Origin of the sequence: cf. Phormidesmis sp. LEGE 11477, assembly GCF_015207105.1 — a bacterium.
Lineage (GTDB): Bacteria > Cyanobacteriota > Cyanobacteriia > Phormidesmidales > Phormidesmidaceae > Phormidesmis.
The window spans coordinates 1-20844 of sequence record NZ_JADEXO010000028.1 but is presented as its reverse complement, the minus strand read 5'-3'; the positions used below and the strand labels follow the sequence as shown (position 1 = coordinate 20844).

The following is a 20844-nucleotide window of genomic DNA, read 5'->3' as shown; positions in this document are numbered from 1 at the left end:
CACGTTAGCTCTTCACTTTATACGGTAAATACAATGCGTAGCTGTGGTCGTCGAAAATTCATTCAACATACGTCACTCGGATTGGCGGCAGGCGTACTCGCAGCCTGTGCAAAGTCTGCGCCAGATAGTGCCAGCAACCCGTCTGCTAATGAGCAGGCCAGCGCTAGTGAGAATACACAATTACCGACAGCAGTTAACTTTGGGAGCTTTTCAGTAGCCGTTGACTATGCGCCCTATTTAATCGCTAAAAATAAAGGTTGGTTTGAAGAAGCCTTGGGTAAAGAAGGTATTGAAACTAACTATGTCACTTTTCAGTCATTGCCCCCTATTAATGAGGCTTTTGCCACGGACCGAGTCGATGTCGTTTTTGAGGCAGAACCTCCAGCCATCATTGCTAAGTCAGCGGGTATTGGCGTAAAAATTGCCGATATATCTTGCGTGCTTGTTCAAGAAATTCTTGTGCCTACTACTTCCTTGGCGCGGTCAGCGGCTGACTTAAAGGGCAAGAAAATTGCCGTTCTCGCTGGCACCAGCTCTCATTACGGATTGATTAATATTTTGGAGACAGCAGGATTAAGTGCTGGGGATGTAGAAATTATCGACTTGGTCCCACCAGATGCTCAAGGTGCTTTTGATAGTGGTCAGGTAGATGCTTGGGCTGTTTGGCCGCCCTTTGTTGAGCAAGCAGAACTGAGTGGAACAGGCCGTGTTCTCCCAAGAGGAGATGCCTATATTAATAGCGTTGTCGTTGTCCGAGAGAAATTTGCTGAGCAATACCCACAGGTTTTCACACAAATTTTGGAAGTTGTTCAGACCGCTAAAACGTGGATACAAAGCAATAGCGAAGAAGCCAAACAAATCGTTTCCGAGGAGTTAGACGTTCCCCTTGAAGCCGTTGAAAAAGCTTGGGAGCGCCATCAATGGGATGCCCAAATTACAGAAGACATTATTGAAGATATCCAATTGAAGTCTGATTTCTTTAGCCAAAATGGCTTTATCCAAAATTCAGTCAATGCTAAAGAGCTGGTTGACACCGCTTTCTCGCCATAGACTCTTTTACCGTCGCGAATGCCAATGCCATGAAAAAATCAGCATCGCTCAGGCACCTACTCAGTAGGTCACCGAGGAAAATCGCACAACATTTCATAAGCTGGTCTCGCGCCTTAAACGTTGTTCAATCGTTTCTTTTACCCGCAACACTGCTCATTATCTGGGAGATCAGCGTGAGAGTGGGCATTTTACCCAGTACGCTAATTGCTACGCCTACGAAGGTCGTCAATACCTTCTTTTCGATGATTGTTGACTACCGCCTCATAGACAATTCCTTGGTCAGTCTGGGTCGGCTGTTGAGTGGTTTTTGCCTGGGCAGCAGCCTGGGTGTATTCCTAGGCGTACTGGTTGGCTACTCTAAAAATGCTGCCAGGATATTGGAGCCGACGATATTGACGCTCATACCCGTTCCCCCCGTTGCCTGGATCCCTTTGCTGGTGATTATTTTTGGTATTGGAGAAATGTCAAAAATAATCTTGGTTTCTATCGGCAGCTTTTGTACGTTGTTTATCCATGCTGCGTACGGGATCAGAAGCGCTGATAAAAGCCTGATTGAAGTTGCCTATGTGCTCGAAAAAGATGGCTTCAGTACGTTATTAAACGTGCTATTTCCTGCCAGCTTACCTGTTGTTCTTGCCAGCATGAGAGTGGCGATGGCATTGTCATGGACGCTGCTTGTGAGTGGTGAGGTGATTGCATCTTCTAAAGGGCTGGGCTGGTTAATATGGGATTCCAGAAATTTTGCTCGGCCAGATGCGATGATCGCGGGCATGGTTGCTGTTGGCCTACTGGGCAAAGCCACCGATACGCTCATCGTTTTTCTAGAAAAGCGATTGACGAGCTGGCGTCAAACCTATAGAGACATTTGAGAAATAAAGATATTTAAAACCCTGGGAGATGGCGCGTGTCAAAGCCTTTAGACGTTAATATTTTTCATAAGGATGTCATGGTTGGGTTCAGAAGTCTAAGGATTTTAGGACAAAATTCATTTGGGCTCAGCAGCGGTGAATTCGCCTCAATACTGGGCAAAAGCGGGTGCGGAAAATCAACTTTGCTTCGTGCGATCGCTGGGTTAGATATGGCTTTTGAGGGAAAAATTCTCCTAGGAGAAGCTCCCATTACAGGGCCAGGGCTTGATCGAGGAATGATTTTCCAAGAACCCAGGCTAATGCCCTGGATGACCGTACAAAAAAACATTGAGTTTGCCATTCCTAAAACTGCCCGGAACAAATCATCTTTTGAACATGTAAAGCAGCTAATTCATCTGGTTGGGTTAGATGGATTTAACCAGGCTTGGCCTAATCAGCTATCGGGAGGCATGGCCCAGCGGGTAGCCCTAGCGAGAGCCTTGGTAAACATTCCCGATCTTCTTTTGCTCGACGAACCGTTCGGCGCTTTGGATAGTCATACAAAGATATCAATGCAAACGGAGCTAGAGAGGATTGTTCGCTACGAAGGAACCACCACTTTAATGGTGACCCATGATGTTGAAGAGGCGCTCTTCTTAAGCGATACGATTATTATTATGTCGCAGCAACCTGGTTCAACCAGCCATGTTATCTCTGTTGATCTCGAACGTCCCAGGTCTCGAACAAGTCAGCGGTTTCTCGACATTAGAACTCAGATTTTGGAGAAAGCCTATCACGTTGAAGAAGGTATAGCCTGACGCAGATCCCACACCAGCTTACAAGAACAAACAAACAAAGGCGATCACACTTCGCACACCAAACTGAACGATCAGACTCAATGCATAGCGATCTCTGCCAACAGCGCTCTGTAAAACGGCGTGGTTCATCGGCAGGTAACACTTTTAGTTTTGCATCACAGCTTCAAGTCATTGTCAGGAAAAGCCTGTAGAGATTTGGGCTACGATGAAAGTGTTGGTGTGGTTCAACGGCGGGTAACACTTCCAGTTTGACGCTATAGCCTAAAATCACTGTCAGGAGAAGGCTGTAGAAATTCGGGCTGCTGTGAAAGTGTTACCTTAATGCCTTGGAAGTTGAACCATCCCGTCCCCGACCGCTTTTTTAGCTATGAAGATGCCCACCCCGAAGCCGAACCAGGTGATCTTTGCTAGAAATATCTTGAAGCCCTGGCTCGGAGAAAAAGTGGATAGCAATCTTTGGTGAAGCTTCAGTACAGCATTAGAAGAAATTCGACAACATCTTCGTGAAGCCGAAGCGTTTGCTCTCGAGATGAAACAAAACACGCCCTCTTTGGTGCAGCAGAGATTGAAGGGACGACGCGCCTTTTGAAGATTCGTTTTCACCTAGATCAACATGTCCGCCAACGCTAGAAATAATGAGCTCAGTATTGTGCGCTAGAGGCAATGGTCAGCAACTATCCTTTTATTCGTGTTACTTATCTGCATCTCTAAAAAGTAACACGAATAGCTCTTCACAATCATCTGCTGAAAAGCTGATGACTGAAAGTGTGGTTATACAATGATGTAATTACACAATATATAAGGTGGGTGGGATGCATCCTATTCTCTTTGACAATCATCTGCTCTACGGCTAGTTAGGGACTGAAGTACGTGCGGCGATCTTACGACATAAAACAGATAATTAGCTCGATGAATTGACATCTAAACTCAATCCTGGCGAATTCTCTCATGCAGATTAATGATGATCTTGCTCTCTTTCAGCAATTATTTCTTCGATTTTCTGTGCGATCACATCTGGTTCCAGTAACCCTTTAGAAATCAAAATCTTTTCACAGGCGCTGACCCAATTTTTGTAATACGAGCTATTTTCCGGTGACTCCGCTTCAGCCAACGAGATTCCTTTGGAGAGTTGGGTTGTCCATTCCCCCCAGGTGAATTGTCCTGTCGCAGCAAGTTGATTCACAATAGCGAAGGCGGTTGCTTCCCAGGGAGCTTGGAACACAGGTTCGCTTTCGCCGTTCCCTAAACTATTGTTCTGTGATAAATCAGAGTTACGGGCAGGTAGCATGTCTTATACTTTCTCCAAATGGTCATCGAATAAATCGACATATAGCGCATCATTGGCAGACGCTTCTTTCCCCCAAACTTCTTGAGCGGCGAACCGAACGCTATAGACGTGCTGTGGTTTGGTTGATAGTCGTTGGCCTACTGTATCTGGAAAGACATAAACTCCATAATCCTTCATAATATTGCCCACTTTGCCTCTGACGTAGCGGGGTAGGCGTGTGTAGGTTTTAGGGTGTGTAACTTTTGCCCTAACAAGCTCTCCGACTTGAAACTGTGGGGGAATATCGCAATTCACCCTACAGTTTAACCCGTTGTCGAGTATTGCTCGGGCGGCTTCAGCGCTCATGCATTCGTTGCTAGTCTCAATCGCCATAGTCCTTGTTCTTCTGCTTAGCTCCTCTAATGCCTAGGTATCCTATTCAGCCATCTTGTTATTCAACTAACTTAGCTCATTAGACTGACTTAGCTCAGCTATTTTCTCCTCAATTTCGGCAGATGAAACTAAGCTGTGCTCAGTAAGCAACAATTCTAGAGCAAACAACCATCGTTCGTAATAGCTAGAACTCAAATACTTCCCAGGTGGCATTCGCTCCGATGCATGGCGCGTTTCATCAACTGTAAAAAAATTGCCAAAGGTTGCGAAACTCATTGCAAACACCTTAGCCTCCCATTCACTGTGGAAGATCGGCTCATTTTCCTCAATTGGTATCGCTCCCATGCTTTGCATTCCACCAAGATCGTGAGGGCCGTTCACTGCGATACCTCTGAAGGAACTGTTGTCAGGTCTACTTTTGCTGCTCCGATCATGGCGTTACGTGTCACAAGTTTCGCTAGTTCTTCTTCTGAGAGGCCTTCTGTTCCCTCGGGACGCTCTGGCAACACTAAGTAGCGTAGATCTGAGGTGCTGTCCCATACGCGCACTTCGACATTTTCAGGAATCTCCAATCCAAATTCTTTCAGTACAACACGTGGCTCAATCACGGCCCTAGAGCGATAGGCGAAAGATTTGTACCAAGTAGGCGGTAGCCCTAAAATTGCCCACGGATAGCAGGAGCACAGCGTACAGACAATAAGATTGTGAATCTCAGAGGTATTTTCAACAACAATCATGTGCTCACTGGAGAAGCCAGTTAGTCCGAGTTCAGCGATCGCACTCGTCCCATCAGCCAATAGCCTTTGCTTAAACTCACTATCAACCCATGCTTTTGCTACGATACGCGCACCAATATGAGGTCCCACTTTGGTCTCATAAGTCTCAATAATGGTGTCGAGCGCTGCTGGATCTACAATTCCCTTTTCAATCAAAAGGGCCTCAATCGCTTTAACCCGTAGAGCGATGTCTGAAGCAATGTTTGAATCAGAGGATGATTTAGGGTCTGACCCAGCGTGATGGTGATAAGCTGTCATAACACCTCAGGCAATCTTCTTTATTCAGATACAATAGCTCACATCTCACAGAAATATCGGTGGATAATCTGTTTTATTTAGAGAATGATCTGTTTTGTTTACTTAAGCGCTATTTCTGAAGCGCTATTTGTAGAGAGTACGTGACCTACGAGGGCAGTGCCTATGACAACAGTTAACACTTACACCCATCCCTTTATTCTCCCCTTAGAGAAAACGGCTTTACTCATTATTGATATGCAAAATGACTTCTGCCATCCTGATGGGTTCAACGGCAGCGAGCTAGGGCTAGATTTAACAGCTGTACGTGCTATTATCCCTGCGATCAAAACCCTTTCACATTGGGCCAGACAGGCTGGGATCAAGATTATATTTACGCGAGAAAGCCACCGGCCCGATCTGTCGGATTTATCGCTAAGTAAAAGAGCTCGCTACGCCAATGCAGGCTCCCCGATTGGGCAGGCGGGTAAAATGGGTCGCTTTTTGGTTAGAGGAGAAGCTGGCGTTAGCATTATAGAAGAGCTAAAGCCGCTGCCGGAAGAGTGGCAGCTAGACAAACCAGCGCACTCTTGTTTTGTTCATACTTTGCTAGATCAGTACCTGCAGGCAGAGGGTATTACCCACCTCCTGATAACGGGCGTAACCACGGAATGCTGTGTGCTGGCGACTTATCGCCATGCCAGTGACCTAGGCTACTACTGTCTGCTATTAGATGACTGCTGCGCCGCCTTTGATCCTAAAGACCACGAGGCAACAGTACACATCCTGCAATCAGAAGGCGGTGTACTAGGATGGGTTGCCAACTCCTCTCAGCTATATGAAGCCAAAGAGAACAAGGCCATATACTGAAAGCTGGTTTTATTTGTCGAATTCGCAAGAGTGAATGAAAAATTTGCGATTAAAGCAGGTAATAAGTTTTATTTTTACTAAGAATGTGTCTTCGGCTACAAAAAATACGATTTTGGTCATTTACTGTTGAAAGTACTTAACTCTACTTAGGTTTTTGAGGCTACTAAGCCGCCAACAGCCAGCAACAATTGCCTAGTTCGACAACTGTTCACCAGGCAGTTGTCGAATAGTTTAGTTGCTCCATCTGAAATAGAAGACCCACTAGAAAGTGCTTGATGGCAAACAATCAACAGCAAATGCTCAAATAGCCAACGCCTGGAGGTTTATCTCTCATGTTGCGAAAACAGATACTGGCCATCACCGCGAGCAGCTTTTTGTTCGCGGCCTGTACAACGTCTGGGGCTCCCACATCCGAGAGCGATTCAGGAACCGCAGCGTCCACAGCAGTAGCTTCTGAGGCCGAGCTGATTCCTGTCAAGGCAGGGCACTTAGTAGCGTTGGATATGGCACCTTTGTTTGTTGGGGTTGAGTCGGGCTGCTTTGCAGAAGCGGGATTAGCCGTCGAAACAGTGCTATTTACCAATCCAGGTGACAACAACGCTGCCCTAGCAGGGGGACAAATTGACTTCAGCACCAATCCATTTACATTGCCATTTTTTGCTGCTAATAGTGGTGTTCCTATCAAAACAGTGGCGGCAGCTGGTGGCTGGGGCGTGATGCAGGTGATTGTCAACAGCGAATATGGGGTTGAATCTATTTCGGACCTGAGTACTTTTGTGGATGAAAATCCAGATGAAAAGCTGAAAATTGCTACTCTGCGAGGCGATACGCTAGAGCTAATTTTGGTTGATGCGTTTGAAAATGCAGGGATTTCTCCTGATGCTTTTGAGATGCTGTACTTCGATGATTTGTTAGCAATGGTGGATGCCTTCCGAGTTGGGGAGGTGGATATACTCAGCCATATCAAACCCTATACTACTCAGTTTGTCGCGAGTGGTGAGGCTGCAGTCCTTACAGATAATGCTGAAGTATGGTCACCGACGACGCCCAACACGGTTGTCAGCGTTTTAGATAAAACCCTAGCTGAGCGTCCAGAAGTTGTTGAATCCTATATTCAAGGACTGCACTGCGCGGCTGAGATTATTAATAGCGAACCAGAAGAAGCCGTCTCCCTGCTGACGGAGGGTAATTACTACCGGGTTGAAGATGATGTATTGCTTACAGCATTTACATCTCAACCTTCGCCGATCACCTTTACGCCAGATCTAGAGACGGTGCAAACAGTGGTCGATAAGATGGTGGAGCTTGACTACATTGAAGCGGATGTTCCTGCGAAAGATATCTTCGATGTGACGCTCGTGAAAGGACTGGAAGAGTAGTATGGCAAACAGCGAAAACTTGAGTCATTGGTTATTGCCGATTGGCTGTGGCTTACTCTCATGCGGTTTGTTTATCGGCGTTTGGGAAATCGTTGGGCGAGACTCGGCCAATGCCATCACTCAGGTCTTGCCGCCGCCTTCCCAGTTTTTGCCAGTTTTATTAGAAAGTGACTTTAAAGTTGGTTTGGGTGCTCAGTCGGCAACGATCTATCAATCTGTGGCAGTGACCCTAATAAGGGTGTCTGTGGGAATGGCGATCGCCTTTGTCGGTTCTATCTTATGCGGTCTTTTAATCAGCCTTTCCAAATGGTCAGAGCTGTTTATATTGCCACTGTTGGGCTTAATTGCACCGATCGCGCCGATTGCCTGGGTGCCACTGGCTTTAGTTGTGTTTGGAGTAAGTAACTTAACGGCTATTTTTATTGTCTTTATGGGCGTGTTTTTTACGCTGACAATCGCCACCGTGGCTGAAATTAAGCGCGTTCCAGAGAATCTGTTAATGACGGCTCAAAATCTAGGCGGCAGTAGCTTTAATCGGTGGCGATGGGTGATTGTTCCGGCGGTGTTGCCAGGGGTGTTTACGCTGCTGCGGCTAAACTTTATTGCGGCTTGGATGGCGGTGCTGGCGGCTGAAATGACCGGCTTGAGAGACGGCTTAGGTACAGTTGTGATGACCGGGCGAAATCTGTTCAACAGTGATCTTATTTTGCTAGGAATTTGTATTATTGGTATTACCGGATTTACGGTAGATAGGCTACTGCTGATGATCCAGCGAAGATTCTTTTGGTGGCAGGTTTAAAGAGAGGGGCTTGACGATGGGCGCTAATATGTTTTTCTGGAAGCGTTGGCTGAACGCAATGCCTTCAGCGCGGCCTCCAAATGCTTCTGCGCTTTCTTCTACGACTTCTTCTGTGACCGTTTCTGCGCCTTCTTCTCTATCCACTTCTTCGCGCTTTTCTGCCTCGTCTGCCTCGGACTATGGTTCGGCTTCTCCTATCTTGGCTTGCCGTAATCTATCTAAAAGTTTCCGCGAAGGCAAACACACTTCAACAATCTTGGCCGATGTCAATTTAGATATCGCGGCGGGAGATTTTGTGACTATTTTGGGTCAGTCGGGGGGCGGTAAATCTACTTTGCTAAAGCTGCTGGGCGGATTTATGCCGCTTAGTCAGGGAGATGTGCTCTTCCACGGAATAGCGCTTAAGGGCATTACGCCCAGAATTGGCATGGTTTTTCAGGAGAATACGCTGTATCCATGGCTGACGGTAGCCCAAAATATTGGCTTTGGATTTAAGATTAAAGGGAAAAAGCCCGCTCAATACAAGGCTCAAGTGCAGGAAGTTTTGGAAAAGGTAGGGCTTGCACAGGCTCAGAAGCTGTTTCCGTATCAGCTTTCTGGTGGGATGAAGCAGCGGGTATCGATCGCTCGCTCGATTGCGGTAAAGCCAGATGTATTGCTACTAGATGAACCTTTCTCCGCCTTAGATGTCCAGCTACGGCGACGTCTACAGTTATTCTTGTATGCGGTGTGGCAAGAGACAGGTACTACAATGGTGCTGGTGACGCACAATGTGGAAGAAGCGATATTGCTCGGTCAGCAGCTTATCGTTATTGGGAGTAAGCCGGGAAAAATTATTGAAAGGGTAGATATTTCTAAAGCGCATTTTCGCGATCGCTACGATTCTCAATTCCTCTCTTTGCAGCGCCATTTAGAAACTGTCATAGAAGGAGACGTTAATCCTCTGTAAGCCTATTTGAGCCACAATCTGCATAAAAATATTTTAGGGGCGAACCTTGGCTGGATACTGAGCCTTATGGATTTGCAAGATAGTTTTGGATGTTAATCGCGTGACGCTAGCATCACGCTTAAGCGAATTTAGAAAGTTAAGCAAGTCGTTATTGTCTTTGTAAATATACTCCAGCATGATATTGAACTCACCCGTCACAGAAGCGATATAGCTAATTTCTTCCATTGCAATGAGCAAATGAAGGCGCGTTTCTAAAAAGATAGGATCAACATCTAGCTCGATATAGGCGACAGTTTCATGCCTTACTTTACCAGCGTTGAGAAAAGCACTGATACTAATAATTTTTTCATCTAGCAGTCGCTTAACGCGATAACGTACAGTAGCTTCAGGTGCATCAATGGAGCGAGCTATGTCGCTGTAGGCCAGCCGTCCATTCTTCTGCAGCATGCCAATAATTTTGAGGTCCAGCTGATCGATTTCATATCCATTGATGCCCTCTGAAGGAGACTCCTTTTGGATTACTTCCATGTGTTTTGTCGATAGGATGAGATGAACGCTATGAGATAAACAACCTTCAACATCATAGCTGTTATCCAGTCCGTAAAATTTGATTCCCATAAGGTATTGTCTGCTCCAAGCCGAGGCTATAGTTCGCTCGTAACCAAAAGATGTTGCATAGAGACAACTGCGAATTCCTTATAGCCGTTGCATGTTTTAACGATTTGAGTAATCATAATGTGTTGAAATTGACTGTTTTTGTTTTTTATGAGTGATAGATTTACGTAATTGGAGATGAATTTATGGCCATTGCTCCAGATTTTGAATTAATAGAGATCTGGGTCACTAGAAAGCGCAAGCTATTAAGTAAGAAAGCAGCTTTATGGGCGACTGTCAGAGGTAGTCATCGCCACAGTATTTTGTTGTTTTAAGGCTGGTGATAAGGGCACCCGTCGAAGATTGGGACTAGTCTAGCTAAGCTTTATTACAGTGCTTTTTGAGCTAAAGCGCTTTCTTAGGAGAAACCTTTCTCGTGAGAAAGCTATAAGAGCCTACAAGAGATTGAAGCCCAGCTTTAGAGAGCGCTTTTAGTCGTACATTTTATAAGTGGGTTTTAGGAGAGTTTCTTTGGAAAGTATTTTGTGTTGATTGCATAGCGGTGACTGGATCTATCCTCTTGAGGAGAGCATTATCTTGTGAAACAATCTGAGGCTTTAACGATTAGTATTGGTGTTTTAGGTGGCGTCGATGTTTTTCTCACCGCGACCGTTATTCTCGTGCCGGTTTGGGTGACCTTTACCGCATGGGCTTCTTTCTTTATTGTAGGTGGCGGTAGTCGAGGTTTTGTTAAATCGGTGGTCTGTAACATTACTGGCATCATTATTGCGGCGTTGTCTCTATGGGCTATTGACTTGCTAGGCGGCAGCCCCCTAACCGCTGCCATTTGTGTGGGTATTGGCAGTGCAGCCATGGTTCAAGCGTCTAAGCTACCGTTTACCCATGGTATTACGCCCGCAATTGTTTTGGGGTTTTCTCAAACGGTGGGAACAGTTGCTGCTACTGGGTTGCCGGTTACAGCAGGACTACCTAACAATCCTGTTTTTATTGCGATCGCAGCGATGATTTTGGGTGCTATCTTTGGCTATCTTTCAGAAGCATGGGGCAAGGCAATGACGACTTCTCCCTCTCCTAGTCCTCAGTAAGCTTGGCTTGACAGGCTTGGCGTAATTAGCCTGTTGTTAGGCAACTAACAACAGAAGTCAATAACAGATATTTGCTGACAGCTATTCACTTATAGATAGCGACAGCGCAGATCTAACGTTTAGTAGAGGAAATATCAGGCTTATGGGATTGATTCAAAAAGTTCCAGTCACGGTGCTTACCGGGTACTTAGGTGCGGGGAAGACAACGCTGCTTAACCGTATTTTGACCGAGGAGCACGGTCAGCGAATAGCGGTCATTGTCAATGAATTTGGAGAGGTAGGCATTGATCATCAGCTGGTGATTGACACCGATGAAGAGATCTTTGAGATGAATAACGGCTGCATTTGCTGCACCGTGCGAGGCGATCTAATCCGCATCATCAGCAATCTCATGGCTCGCACTGATAAGTTTGACCATTTGGTGATTGAAACGACGGGACTGGCGGACCCTGCACCGGTTATCCAGTCGTTTTTTGTCGATGAGACCATGGCCAAGCAGACGCAGCTAGATGCGGTGGTGACTGTGGTAGATGCCCAACATATTGACTCACATTGGGACAGTGATGAAGCGCAAGAGCAGATTGCTTTTGCCGATGTGGTGCTGTTGAACAAGCTGGATTTGATCACGGCTGAGCAAATGGAGGCGCTGACGACTAAGGTGAGAGGATTAAATGCAATCGCGGCTATCCACCCTACTCAAAACTGCGATATTAATCTCAACAGAGTGTTAGGCATTCAAGCGTTTAACCTGCAGCAGGCGCTGAGCATTGATCCGCAGCTTTTAGATGAGGATGCTCACGAGCATGACAGCACAGTTTCTTCTATTGCCCTATCGGAAATCGGCTCTGTCGATAGTGACAAGCTCAACCGCTGGTTGTACCAGCTTGTGCAGGCCAAAGGTACAGATATTTTTCGGATGAAGGGTATTTTTGATGTTGATAATGAGCCAAGACGATTTGTGTGTCAGGGTGTACATATGACACTGGACGGACGGCCTGGTAAGCCTTGGCAGGCTGATGAAGTACGTCGTAGTGAAGTGGTTTTTATCGGGAGAAACCTTGACGAAATGGCGCTTCGCGAAGGATTCATAAGTTGTTTCAATCAGGTTTATGCGTATGCATAGTGCCTTTCCGCGCTGGTTGAGTTAATGGCCATACTTTCTGTTAATTTCTGCCGATTACGTACATCTTTTTGAAGAACACTTATTCTTATGAAGCTACAGCACAATATTGGGGGTATCGAAAATTTAGACCCCATCAACTTTGAAACCAGGGTATTTGTCGAACCTTGGGAAGAGCGCATTTTTGGCATTCATACGGCTATGATGGCACTGAGTAACCATCTGGGCGATTCGCTGCCCGATTACAAAATTGATCAGGTGCCTACTGAGTTCAAGAGCTTTTGGACTTGGGGGCACCTGCGGATGGGCGCTGAATCGCTGAACCCTTTTGAGTATTTTCGGCTCCGCTATTACGAGAAATGGCTGGGCGGGATTTCTGGCTTTTTTGTAGAAGAAGGCTATATCACACAGGCAGAGCTAGACGAGCGCACGTCTCAGTACTTAGCCGAGTATTCTCAAGCTGATGCGACGTTAGCCGACTTGCCTAAAGGTGGCAATATGGGTATTGATGAGCAGGTGATGAAATACCTAGAAGAAGGGGATTCTCCTCTACGCCCTTCTGATATGACACCTAAATTTAGTGCGGGCGATCGCGTCAAAGTAAAAAATGTGCAGCCCGGCGATCACACCCGGCTCCCTGGTCATCTGAGAGGTAAGGCCGCTGAAGTGGTCAAGGTTTATGAGGATGCATTCACTTACTTTTTCCCAACCGCCGACGGTTTAGGGTCGCCAATGCCGGTTTATAGTTTGGCATTTCAAGCAAAAGACATTTGGTTGGAAGATTTGACCGATCCGAATATGGTTTATTACAACGACATTTTTGAGGTGTACATAGAAGCTCTGTAGAGAAGAGGCACCTTAGAGAAGCTTTGTAGAGAAGACTTTCAGAACAGCTTCTGAGAAAAGAGATGCGTTGGGAGCAAAAAGACTTTTAGGAGAGAAGACGATGCCCAGTAATTATCCAGGATTCGAGTATGACGCAGACCGAGAGACTGTCAGTGCCGCCAAGGTCAAAGCTTTAGAGTCTTTACTGATTGAAAAGGGAGTTATCACAGGTCAGACAGTAGATACGGTGCTGAGCCATTTTGAGAGCAAAATGGGGCCTTTCAACGGTGCAAAGCTGGTCGCTAGAGCGTGGGTAGATCCTGACTTTAAGGCGCGGCTGTTGGCAGACTGTAATGCCGCCTGCGAGGAGCTGGGCTTTCCTACTGGCATGTCTGGCGCGGAAGGTGAGCATATGCGGATTGCTGAAAACACTCCCGAAGTACATAACGTGATTGTGTGCAGCTTATGTTCTTGCTACCCTTGGCCCACTCTCGGATTGCCGCCCTACTGGTTTAAAGATCCTACCTTTCGAGCGCGGGTTGCACGAGAGCCTCGCGTCGTGCTGTCGGAATTTGGCGTTGAGCTAGACGATTCTGTTGAAATTCGCATTTGGGACACGAGCGCTCAGATTCGCTGGTGGGTGCTGCCGATGCGTCCTGAGGGCACAGAGAACATGAGTGAAGAGGAGCTAGCCGCGCTGCTAACCCCCGAGGCCATGATGGGCGTTGCCACCGTGAAAGGGTAGATCAAGATGTAATTAAACAAAATGTAATTAAACGATGTTTACTAAATTTGAACATTTTGCGGCGACCAGTTTGATGGGATCACCGCAAGAGGCACCACCTCGGCAAGATGGTCACTTGCAGTTCGATCGAGACTGGGAAAAGCTGGCGTTTGGTGTGGCGATCGCCCTTTCTAAGCAAGGCCACTATGAGTGGGAAGAATTTCGCCAGACTTTGATTGCTACCATCGACGAATGGGAATCTACTCACGAGCTTGACGATCCTGAGTGGGACTATTACCAATGCTGGCTCAGTGCTTTAGAGAAAATCGCGATCGCCTCTGGTGTGCTAGAAGCCGGCGAGCTAGAACAACAGCTTGCCCAAGTCCTTGACTGTAAAGCGTCTACCTGACAAGCATTACGTCTAAAAACGTACTCTCAATATCTGAATCATGAAACTAAAGAACAGATCAACACCGTTGATCCTGACCGCACTTGCCCCCGTGCTCATCCCTGTATTTATCTCAGCTGGGCTGCTCGCGATCGCATCTCCAGCCTTAGCCCATCACCCTTTTGGAGGCACTACGCCCACTAGCTGGGTTCAAGGATTCTTGTCTGGGCTGGGCCATCCCATCATTGGGCCGGACCACTTTGTGTTTACTATTATCGTTGGCTTGCTCGCTATCAGATCCAAGCCTGCTGTTGTAGTTCCGATGGTATTTCTAGGCGCGACCCTAGCGGGTACAGGAATTCATCTGATGGAGTTAAACTTACCTACCCCTGAATTTTTCATCTCGCTGTCTGTTGTTTTGTTTGGCGTGATCGCTGCCTATGGGCGTCAGATGAGCCTAACCGCTATTGTCATATTGAGCGCAATGGCAGGCATTTTTCACGGCTATGCCTATGGTGAAGCTGTAGTCGGAGCAGAAATGACGCCCTTACTTGCTTATCTAGCTGGATTTACCCTTATTCAAGCTGCCATCATGGCAGTGGCTTTTGGCATCGCACAGAAACTGCTTGGCCCTGTTAAAAGGTTGGCTTGGCTTCGCTACGCCGGATTTATGGCCTGTGGCGCAGGCGGTGCGTTTCTCTCTTCGCTCTTACTAGGATAGAGCATGGTTTCTAAATTGGGCGTCGATATTGAAGTGACAGGACTGACTAAATACTTAGGTGAAAAAGTTTTATACGAGAATTTTGATCTTAAGATTGCTCGTGGAAAGATTACCTGTATTTTTGGGCCAAATGGCTGCGGTAAGTCCACGCTGCTCAATATGATGGCAGGCTTGCTGACGCCAGATGCTGGCCAGATGCGATTTGGCACAGAGGTACGCTCATCTGGCCGTACTAAAACTATCCAAAAGAAAGGCCAGAAAAGCAGCACAAACAACAGCCGAAACGAATCACCCGTAAAGATTGGCTACGTGTTCCAAAACTACCGAGACGCGCTCTTTCCTTGGCTCAGAGCCGCTGAAAATATTGAATACCCGCTTTTGAGCGCAGGGTTGTCTCGACTGCAGCGCAAGGCGAGAGTTGAGACGCTTATTCATCAGTTTGATGTGGGTTTTGATCTATCGCGATATCCTTATGAACTCTCTGGTGGGCAACAGCAGCTCGTCTCGATCATGCGCGCCCTTTCCACTCAGCCCAATATTCTTTTCCTAGACGAACCGTTTTCCGCCCTAGACTATGAGGCCACCTTAGCCATCCGAGACAAACTTCAAGAGGTATTCACTGCCACAGGTGTCACAATCGTGATGATTTCTCACGACTTAGAAGAAGCGGTTTATCTAGCCGACCATATTTTGTTACTCACCAAGCGCCCAACTCGACTGGCCGAACGGGTAGTTTTTGAGGCGCAGCGTCCTCGAACACTCAAGACTCTTTCAGAACCGGCATTTGTGAGCACTAAAGCCCATAGCCTAGAGGTCTTTCGTCGAGAGGCCAGCTAGATAGATGCAGTATCCAAGACAGCAAACAACAGAACAACCCATACAAGAAAAATCTTATCTTTCTAACTTCTCTACCAAGCTCTCTCCCTTTCTAGTTGCCAACACAGGAACGCTTGTTTTCTTGTTTATATGGTGGCTAGTAACAGCGCTAGGCATTATTCAGGCAGTGCTATTACCCACACCCATTGCAACGTTTAGTTCGCTTTGGGCAGGAATTACGAGCGGTGATTTACTGTTGGATTTTTGGCTAACGCTCTATCGCACCCTGTATGCTTTTGTGATCGCCAGTATCTTAGGCATTCCGCTGGGGCTGCTGCTAGGTGCCAATGAGAAGCTGTATAAGTCTTTTGAATTTCTAATTGACTTCTTTCGTTCCACGCCAGCAACGGCCATGTTTCCGTTGTTTTTAGTTGTCTTTGGCATCGGCGATTTTTCTAAGGTAGCGGTGGCAGCTTTTGCAGGGGCGCTGGTTGTCTTTTTTAATGTGGCCTACGGGGTAATGAACACTCGTAAAACTCGCATTATGGCGGCTAAGGTGATGGGCGTTCCTAAGTGGCGCGTGTTTGTTGATGTCATTTTCTTTGAAACGCTGCCCCAGACTTTCATTGGCTTGCGAACAGCAGTTTCGCTAACGCTAGTAGTCATCATCGTGGCTGAGATGTTTGTCGGTTCCACGAACGGCATGGGTCAGCGAATCATCGACGCTCAGCAAGTTTTTGATATGCCTGGCATGTACGCCTCAATTATCGCAACAGGCGTAATGGGCTATGGGCTAAACCAATTTTTTTTACTAACTGAAAACAAATTTATTCATTGGAAAGGACAATAGAGCTATGCGTAAAAAGAACATAAATCATCAAAATTCGAGTGAGCAACCTTTCAGCCGACGCAAGTTTGTTAAGTACGGCGCGTTAAGTTTGGGGGCCGGGGCGATCGCAGCTTGCGGTGCTAACCCTTCTACAGAGACAACTGACACTGCTACTGAGGCTTCTGGTAGCGGCAGTCCAGAGAGCGGTAGCCCAGAGCTAATTGTTAAAAAAGAAAAGGTGGTTGCCTCGTGGCTACCGATTATGCAAACGACCGCTTATTACGTTGCCTTAGAACGAGGCTTGTTTGACCAGGCAGATATTGAAGTTGAATCGGTTAAGTTTGAAAATCCCAATCAAATCATTGACTCCCTAGTCTCAGGGCGAGCTGACTTTGGTCCGCCGGGGACGGCTGCTGGCATCACCGTTTTAGCAGAGGCCAAAGCACCCGGCACCTTTAAGGTTTTTGGCTTGCAGGGTGGCGGCATTAAAAGCAACTTGATGAACGATGGACTGATTGTGACACCCGACTCAACCATCGCCTCTTTTGAAGATCTAAAAGGGAAGACCGTCAGCACCATTCCTGGTATTCAGTGGAAGACTATTCTTTCTTATGTCTTGAAGCAAAACGGGCTAGAACCCGGCAGTACCGTCACTATCGAACAAATGGCGGTAGGGCTACACCTACCTTCTGTTGTTTCTGGCGCGGTCGATGCCACCCTTTCTTTAGAACCCATCGGCTCTATCGCAGAAGCGACAGAGCAAGGTAAGCGAGCCATGGTCAATCCGGTTGCTATGTTTATCTCCGATCCGTTCTATTCAGGTGCGGCAGTGCTGACTTCCAAGTTCCTCACCGATCGGCCTGAAGTAGCTAAAAAAGTGGTGCAGGTGATTGATGAAGCCACTAAAATTGCCAATGACGACTTTAATCAGGTACGGCCTATTATCTCTGAATATACGGCATTAGAAGCCGCTCAGGCTGCCTATGTGGCTCAGCCGCTACTCAAACGGTTTGACGACCTAGACGCAACAGATTTAGACTCCTACCAGAAGTTTATTAATGTCTTTTCGGCAGAAGAGGTGCTAGATAAAGAGATGAGCGCTAAAGCCATTATGTTAGATAAGTCTGAACTGGTTTAATAGACTGTTATGACAGCACCGTAACTCTTATGAAAGAAGTTCCGCCCAAAGACTATCATCTTCAAATCTTGCATAATCCTAAGGATACGTCCGTGATCGCGCCAGTAGATCCAGCGACGGAAAAAGACGTTGACTTTTTTGAGAAGCAGATTATCTCCATTCATCGTTTGCTGCTTGGTAAGGGATATCTGCCTAGCCTAGATGCCATTCGCAGAGCCGCTGAAGAAGCGGATGGTATGTTTGCAACTAACCAGTTTTCGACAGATATTCCCCAGTTTCTGCGAGGCAGACAGCCCGAATATGGGGAACGTAGAGTACTGGCAGTGGAAGAAGTCTTCAGGGAACTGGGATTCGTTACCCGAGAAGAACTTCAGCAAAAGCCAGAAGATGTCATTGCAACAGATTCTCCAACTGTGCAGCGTCACGACCCAGAAATACCCTACAAGCCGAAAACTAAAGAGATGGCTGACTCAGAACCTAGTTTTGCAATGGGTGATTGGGTACAGGTTGCAGCCCAAACTAAGCCGGGTCATGTTCGAGTGCCTGCCTATCTACTTGGTAAAACGGGTGAAATTATTGGCTTTTCAGGGATGTTTCTCAATCCTGAAGACGTTGCACATTTTAGAAAACAGGTGACTCGGCTACCGCTATATCTCGTAGAGTTTGACTTTGAGACAGTTTGGCAGGCAGCTTGCCCTAAACGATGCGTAGGTGACAAAATTACAGCGGAAATCTACGGGCCGTGGCTATCTCCTGTCTCTGGATAGTTTTCAGAAGTACCAGTTCTAGAGGCGCTAGTTTTAGAAGTGCCAGTTTCTAGAAAGTAATCTCAGAAAATACGCATTTATCATTATGTCTCATTCTAGTAAGCAGAACGACTGTGATTATGAGCATGCCCCCGATAATCACAGTCATGAACCAATTAATGACGATGCCGCGTACTGGGCGCAAAAAACACAAACTATTCAAATGCTCTTAGAGAAAAAGGGATACTTTACCGCTGATGAGGTCAGGCGCGAAATTGAGCGGCAAGATTCGGTCACGCCGATGTTAGGAGCACGTTTAGTCGCCCGCGCTTGGACAGCTCCAGCGTTCAAGGCGCGTTTACTTGCAGACGGCAAAGCTGCTTGCCGAGAGTTAGATATCGATACGGTAGAAATTAAACGGCTGGCAGTAGTTGAAAATACACCATCGGTTCATCACATAGTTGTATGTACGCTGTGCTCATGTTATCCCAGAGCGATTTTAGGGTATCATCCGCCTTCTTGGTATAAAAGCACCGCCTATCGTAATCGTGTTGTCGTCGATCCGCGCGGCGTTTTAGAAGAAGAGTTCGGCACAGTGATCTCCGATGGCGTAGAAGTGCGGGTCATGGACAGTACCGCTGATACGCGCTATTTGGTTATTCCGGTTAGACCCAGAGGCACGGAGGGCTGGAGTGAAGAATCCTTGATTTCGCTGATTAATCGTGACAGTATGATTGGCGTCTCCTTTACGCGGAGTCCTAGACGCGGTTCATCAGAGGGTTACACATCGAACGCGATTAGTTAGGCTGATGGCTTTATTTGGGGTTAGCTGGCGTGGTCTAATTTAGGGTTATATTTTCTAATGCGATCAGGTCATCCAGGGATGCGATTCTCTGCCGGAGGGGCTACGCCATCGCTTCTTTCTCATCTCGACCACCGTAAAATTCAGACATACCCATACATCCCAGCCCGATGGCTGAAACCGTCAGTTCTTGCCCTAGCTTCCTAGTTTTCATGATTAAAAAACCTCTTTCACAACTGAGATGCCGTTGAGTGCTGCCGGGAACCCAGCGTAGACCGCCATTTGTATCATCACTTCTACGATCTCTTCACGACTACAGCCGACATTGAGTGCAGCTTGGATATGTACTTTCAGCTGAGGGCGAGCGTTACCCATTGCTGTCAACGCTGCAATGGTGGCGATCTCTCGTGACTTAAGATCTAGGCCAGGGCGACTGTAGATATCCCCAAAGGGAAATTCGATAACGTAGCGAGCCAGATCTGGGGCTATCTCCTTTAGACTTTCGATCACCTGTTCGCCTGCTTCGCCATCGATAGCTTTGAGCTGAATCCATCCTCTTTGGAAGCGCTCAGATTGTTCTGCTTCAGGAATTGATTTTGCTGTGTTCATTGAGTTTGTCCTCTAATTCTGAGTAGTGTTGAATTTTCCAATCGACTACGGCGAGATTTTCTTGTAGCTGATGAATTTGCCTGGTCACGGTTTCTCGATGGTTTTCTAGGAGCTGTCTGCGATCGCCAAAAGCAGCATCTGGATACTGACGTACTAGCTTGGCGTACTGCTGCATCTGGCGAATTGGCATACCCGTCAAACGCAGCCTATTCAGGAATTTAATCCATCGAATATCATCGGCTGAGTAGCGTCGATGGCCATTGCTGGCGCGGTCAACTGACGCAATCAGTCCACAACGCTCGTAATAGCGGAGGGTGTGAACGCTAAGAGCGGTTTTCTCGGCGACTTGTTTGATAGTGAGGGCTGCGGTCATATCTGCACCTTAAAAGTTAGAGCGCACTCTAAGTCAAGCAGAAATTTTCAGATGCTGTACGGCAGGGTCATAGGTCAGTCGCACTCGGCGATCGCGCTACACATAGCATCAATGCATAGTGCCTTGCTCGCTATAGACTAAAGGCACAGTAGTCCAGGCTTCTTTCCGTCATGTCCGTTCCGCACCAGCCCCCAGACAGATCACCCCAAGAAGATCTCAGAAATGATTGTGCTTCACAGGAAATCGAACTTCAATTTTGGCAGTGGCCAGAGTTTCGCCTATAGCTAGTTGATGGACAGTTTCTGGTCGGCGGCACACTAGAAGGCAGTCGCTGGCTACTCAAAGAAGCGCTGATTGGGTGGGGGCTGGAGTCAGCGATCGCCTTCGCGCCAATCGAGCAGTGGTGGGAAGCACTACGCCAAGCCTGTGATACCTCCTTTGACATGCTCCCCTAGCTGAAGCAAGGGGATTCTCCGGCTAGATAACAGACTTGCTGTTACCGTACGGCTGGCTTAACGAAGCAATCGCGCTGCTAGGAAACCCAGTCTTACATGCGTTCATCGTTCAGTTAACGTCTTGGGCTAACTCCAGCCCAGACGATTCGATATTACGAGCGGCGTTCTCATCTCTATCGTGCTCAACTCCACAGCTAATGCAGAGAACAGAGCGA

General features: G+C 47.1%; 25 protein-coding genes. 18 read left to right on the top strand and 7 right to left on the bottom strand.

What is annotated here, in order from left to right; translation table 11 throughout:
* Window positions 1-81: 81 nt before the first annotated feature.
* The 3 genes from IQ256_RS10425 to IQ256_RS10415 all read left to right on the top strand — a co-directional run bounded on the left by IQ256_RS10425 (window position 82) and on the right by IQ256_RS10415 (window position 2716).
* Entirely contained in the window at window positions 82-1050 is a 969-nt protein-coding gene (locus IQ256_RS10425; RefSeq protein WP_193855487.1) for an ABC transporter substrate-binding protein, read from the top strand.
* 173 nt (window positions 1051-1223) lie between these two features.
* Window positions 1224-1919: an ABC transporter permease gene (locus IQ256_RS10420; protein ID WP_193855486.1), complete on the top strand. Its 696-nt coding sequence runs from the start codon at window positions 1224-1226 to the stop codon at window positions 1917-1919.
* A 77-nt stretch (window positions 1920-1996) separates the two neighbouring features.
* A complete protein-coding gene (locus IQ256_RS10415; protein WP_193855485.1) occupies window positions 1997-2716 on the top strand; it encodes an ABC transporter ATP-binding protein in 720 nt (239 codons plus the stop codon).
* Window positions 2717-3671: 955 nt separating this feature from the next.
* Here the strand turns inward: IQ256_RS10415 and IQ256_RS10410 are convergent.
* From IQ256_RS10410 to nthA (IQ256_RS10395), 4 genes are all read right to left on the bottom strand, one after another.
* Window positions 3672-4004 carry a nitrile hydratase accessory protein gene (locus IQ256_RS10410; protein WP_193855484.1) on the bottom strand — a complete coding sequence of 111 codons (333 nt, stop codon included), beginning with the start codon at window positions 4002-4004 and terminating at the stop codon, window positions 3672-3674.
* Between the two features lie 3 nt (window positions 4005-4007).
* Window positions 4008-4376, bottom strand: coding sequence for an SH3-like domain-containing protein (locus IQ256_RS30360; protein WP_193855483.1), 369 nt, complete (start codon window positions 4374-4376; stop codon window positions 4008-4010).
* Window positions 4377-4442: 66 nt separating this feature from the next.
* Window positions 4443-4757 (bottom strand): SH3-like domain-containing protein, encoded by a 315-nt coding sequence (locus tag IQ256_RS30355; RefSeq protein WP_193855482.1) that lies wholly within the window; start codon window positions 4755-4757, stop codon window positions 4443-4445.
* A complete protein-coding gene (nthA, locus tag IQ256_RS10395; protein ID WP_193855481.1) occupies window positions 4754-5410 on the bottom strand; it encodes a nitrile hydratase subunit alpha in 657 nt (218 codons plus the stop codon). The genes IQ256_RS30355 and nthA (IQ256_RS10395) overlap by 4 nt, the downstream gene beginning before the upstream one ends.
* A 162-nt stretch (window positions 5411-5572) precedes the next feature.
* Between nthA (IQ256_RS10395) and IQ256_RS10390 the strand changes: the two genes are divergently transcribed.
* From IQ256_RS10390 to IQ256_RS10375, 4 genes are all read left to right on the top strand, one after another.
* Window positions 5573-6256, top strand: a complete 684-nt coding sequence (locus tag IQ256_RS10390; protein ID WP_193855480.1) for a cysteine hydrolase family protein — start codon at window positions 5573-5575, stop codon at window positions 6254-6256.
* A 332-nt stretch (window positions 6257-6588) separates the two neighbouring features.
* A complete protein-coding gene (locus IQ256_RS10385; RefSeq protein ID WP_193855479.1) occupies window positions 6589-7635 on the top strand; it encodes an ABC transporter substrate-binding protein in 1047 nt (348 codons plus the stop codon).
* A gap of 1 nt (window position 7636) precedes the next feature.
* Window positions 7637-8434, top strand: a complete 798-nt coding sequence (locus IQ256_RS10380; RefSeq protein ID WP_193855478.1) for an ABC transporter permease — start codon at window positions 7637-7639, stop codon at window positions 8432-8434.
* A 58-nt stretch (window positions 8435-8492) separates the two neighbouring features.
* Window positions 8493-9383 (top strand): ABC transporter ATP-binding protein, encoded by an 891-nt coding sequence (locus IQ256_RS10375; protein WP_193855477.1) that lies wholly within the window; start codon window positions 8493-8495, stop codon window positions 9381-9383.
* Window positions 9384-9416: 33 nt separating this feature from the next.
* On the opposite strand, the gene IQ256_RS10370 is transcribed toward IQ256_RS10375, so the two are convergent.
* Window positions 9417-10001 carry an Lrp/AsnC family transcriptional regulator gene (locus IQ256_RS10370; RefSeq protein WP_228024751.1) on the bottom strand — a complete coding sequence of 195 codons (585 nt, stop codon included), beginning with the start codon at window positions 9999-10001 and terminating at the stop codon, window positions 9417-9419.
* Window positions 10002-10576: 575 nt separating this feature from the next.
* Between IQ256_RS10370 and IQ256_RS10365 the strand changes: the two genes are divergently transcribed.
* The 11 genes from IQ256_RS10365 (at window position 10577) to IQ256_RS10315 (ending at window position 19195) form a co-directional block, all read left to right on the top strand.
* Window positions 10577-11083, top strand: coding sequence for a DUF1097 domain-containing protein (locus tag IQ256_RS10365; protein ID WP_193855476.1), 507 nt, complete (start codon window positions 10577-10579; stop codon window positions 11081-11083).
* Window positions 11084-11225: 142 nt separating this feature from the next.
* On the top strand, window positions 11226-12206 hold the full coding sequence (locus IQ256_RS10360) for a GTP-binding protein (protein ID WP_193855475.1): 981 nt from the start codon (window positions 11226-11228) through the stop codon (window positions 12204-12206).
* Window positions 12207-12293: 87 nt separating this feature from the next.
* On the top strand, window positions 12294-13049 hold the full coding sequence (nthB, locus tag IQ256_RS10355) for a nitrile hydratase subunit beta (protein ID WP_193855474.1): 756 nt from the start codon (window positions 12294-12296) through the stop codon (window positions 13047-13049).
* Window positions 13050-13149: 100 nt separating this feature from the next.
* Window positions 13150-13773 (top strand): nitrile hydratase subunit alpha, encoded by a 624-nt coding sequence (gene nthA, locus IQ256_RS10350; protein WP_193855473.1) that lies wholly within the window; start codon window positions 13150-13152, stop codon window positions 13771-13773.
* A gap of 34 nt (window positions 13774-13807) precedes the next feature.
* A complete protein-coding gene (locus IQ256_RS10345) occupies window positions 13808-14161 on the top strand; it encodes a nitrile hydratase accessory protein (RefSeq protein WP_193855472.1) in 354 nt (117 codons plus the stop codon).
* A gap of 40 nt (window positions 14162-14201) precedes the next feature.
* A complete protein-coding gene (locus IQ256_RS10340) occupies window positions 14202-14861 on the top strand; it encodes a HupE/UreJ family protein (RefSeq protein WP_193855471.1) in 660 nt (219 codons plus the stop codon).
* Window positions 14862-14864: 3 nt separating this feature from the next.
* The gene (locus IQ256_RS10335) at window positions 14865-15698 is read left to right on the top strand and encodes an ABC transporter ATP-binding protein (RefSeq protein WP_193855470.1); all 834 of its coding nucleotides are present in this window, start codon (window positions 14865-14867) and stop codon (window positions 15696-15698) included.
* Window positions 15699-15702: 4 nt separating this feature from the next.
* Window positions 15703-16527 carry an ABC transporter permease gene (locus IQ256_RS10330; protein ID WP_193855469.1) on the top strand — a complete coding sequence of 275 codons (825 nt, stop codon included), beginning with the start codon at window positions 15703-15705 and terminating at the stop codon, window positions 16525-16527.
* A gap of 4 nt (window positions 16528-16531) precedes the next feature.
* The gene (locus IQ256_RS10325) at window positions 16532-17644 is read left to right on the top strand and encodes an ABC transporter substrate-binding protein (RefSeq protein WP_193855468.1); all 1113 of its coding nucleotides are present in this window, start codon (window positions 16532-16534) and stop codon (window positions 17642-17644) included.
* A gap of 29 nt (window positions 17645-17673) precedes the next feature.
* Window positions 17674-18411: an SH3-like domain-containing protein gene (locus IQ256_RS10320; protein ID WP_193855467.1), complete on the top strand. Its 738-nt coding sequence runs from the start codon at window positions 17674-17676 to the stop codon at window positions 18409-18411.
* An 85-nt stretch (window positions 18412-18496) separates the two neighbouring features.
* Entirely contained in the window at window positions 18497-19195 is a 699-nt protein-coding gene (locus tag IQ256_RS10315; RefSeq protein WP_193855466.1) for a nitrile hydratase subunit alpha, read from the top strand.
* 213 nt (window positions 19196-19408) lie between these two features.
* Here the strand turns inward: IQ256_RS10315 and IQ256_RS10305 are convergent, their stop codons facing one another.
* Window positions 19409-19801 (bottom strand): carboxymuconolactone decarboxylase family protein, encoded by a 393-nt coding sequence (locus IQ256_RS10305; protein ID WP_193855465.1) that lies wholly within the window; start codon window positions 19799-19801, stop codon window positions 19409-19411.
* Window positions 19776-20174, bottom strand: coding sequence for a MerR family transcriptional regulator (locus IQ256_RS10300; protein WP_193855464.1), 399 nt, complete (start codon window positions 20172-20174; stop codon window positions 19776-19778). Before IQ256_RS10300 ends, IQ256_RS10305 begins: the two co-directional genes overlap by 26 nt.
* Window positions 20175-20844 lie beyond the last annotated feature (670 nt).

Excerpts from the sequence above, each read along its gene's own strand:
- IQ256_RS10415 (WP_193855485.1), top strand. The coding sequence starts at position 1,997 with ATGGTTGGGTTCAGAAGTCTAAGGATTTTAGGACAAAATTCATTTGGG.
- IQ256_RS10410 (WP_193855484.1), bottom strand. The coding sequence starts at position 4,004 with ATGCTACCTGCCCGTAACTCTGATTTATCACAGAACAATAGTTTAGGG.
- IQ256_RS30360 (WP_193855483.1), bottom strand. The coding sequence starts at position 4,376 with ATGGCGATTGAGACTAGCAACGAATGCATGAGCGCTGAAGCCGCCCGA.
- nthA (WP_193855481.1), bottom strand. The coding sequence starts at position 5,410 with ATGACAGCTTATCACCATCACGCTGGGTCAGACCCTAAATCATCCTCT.
- IQ256_RS10390 (WP_193855480.1), top strand. The coding sequence starts at position 5,573 with ATGACAACAGTTAACACTTACACCCATCCCTTTATTCTCCCCTTAGAG.
- IQ256_RS10385 (WP_193855479.1), top strand. The coding sequence starts at position 6,589 with ATGTTGCGAAAACAGATACTGGCCATCACCGCGAGCAGCTTTTTGTTC.
- IQ256_RS10380 (WP_193855478.1), top strand. The coding sequence starts at position 7,637 with ATGGCAAACAGCGAAAACTTGAGTCATTGGTTATTGCCGATTGGCTGT.
- IQ256_RS10375 (WP_193855477.1), top strand. The coding sequence starts at position 8,493 with ATGCCTTCAGCGCGGCCTCCAAATGCTTCTGCGCTTTCTTCTACGACT.
- IQ256_RS10370 (WP_228024751.1), bottom strand. The coding sequence starts at position 10,001 with ATGGGAATCAAATTTTACGGACTGGATAACAGCTATGATGTTGAAGGT.
- IQ256_RS10360 (WP_193855475.1), top strand. The coding sequence starts at position 11,226 with ATGGGATTGATTCAAAAAGTTCCAGTCACGGTGCTTACCGGGTACTTA.
- nthB (WP_193855474.1), top strand. The coding sequence starts at position 12,294 with ATGAAGCTACAGCACAATATTGGGGGTATCGAAAATTTAGACCCCATC.
- nthA (WP_193855473.1), top strand. The coding sequence starts at position 13,150 with ATGCCCAGTAATTATCCAGGATTCGAGTATGACGCAGACCGAGAGACT.
- IQ256_RS10345 (WP_193855472.1), top strand. The coding sequence starts at position 13,808 with ATGTTTACTAAATTTGAACATTTTGCGGCGACCAGTTTGATGGGATCA.
- IQ256_RS10340 (WP_193855471.1), top strand. The coding sequence starts at position 14,202 with ATGAAACTAAAGAACAGATCAACACCGTTGATCCTGACCGCACTTGCC.
- IQ256_RS10335 (WP_193855470.1), top strand. The coding sequence starts at position 14,865 with ATGGTTTCTAAATTGGGCGTCGATATTGAAGTGACAGGACTGACTAAA.
- IQ256_RS10330 (WP_193855469.1), top strand. The coding sequence starts at position 15,703 with ATGCAGTATCCAAGACAGCAAACAACAGAACAACCCATACAAGAAAAA.
- IQ256_RS10325 (WP_193855468.1), top strand. The coding sequence starts at position 16,532 with ATGCGTAAAAAGAACATAAATCATCAAAATTCGAGTGAGCAACCTTTC.
- IQ256_RS10320 (WP_193855467.1), top strand. The coding sequence starts at position 17,674 with ATGAAAGAAGTTCCGCCCAAAGACTATCATCTTCAAATCTTGCATAAT.
- IQ256_RS10315 (WP_193855466.1), top strand. The coding sequence starts at position 18,497 with ATGTCTCATTCTAGTAAGCAGAACGACTGTGATTATGAGCATGCCCCC.
- IQ256_RS10305 (WP_193855465.1), bottom strand. The coding sequence starts at position 19,801 with ATGAACACAGCAAAATCAATTCCTGAAGCAGAACAATCTGAGCGCTTC.
- IQ256_RS10300 (WP_193855464.1), bottom strand. The coding sequence starts at position 20,174 with ATGACCGCAGCCCTCACTATCAAACAAGTCGCCGAGAAAACCGCTCTT.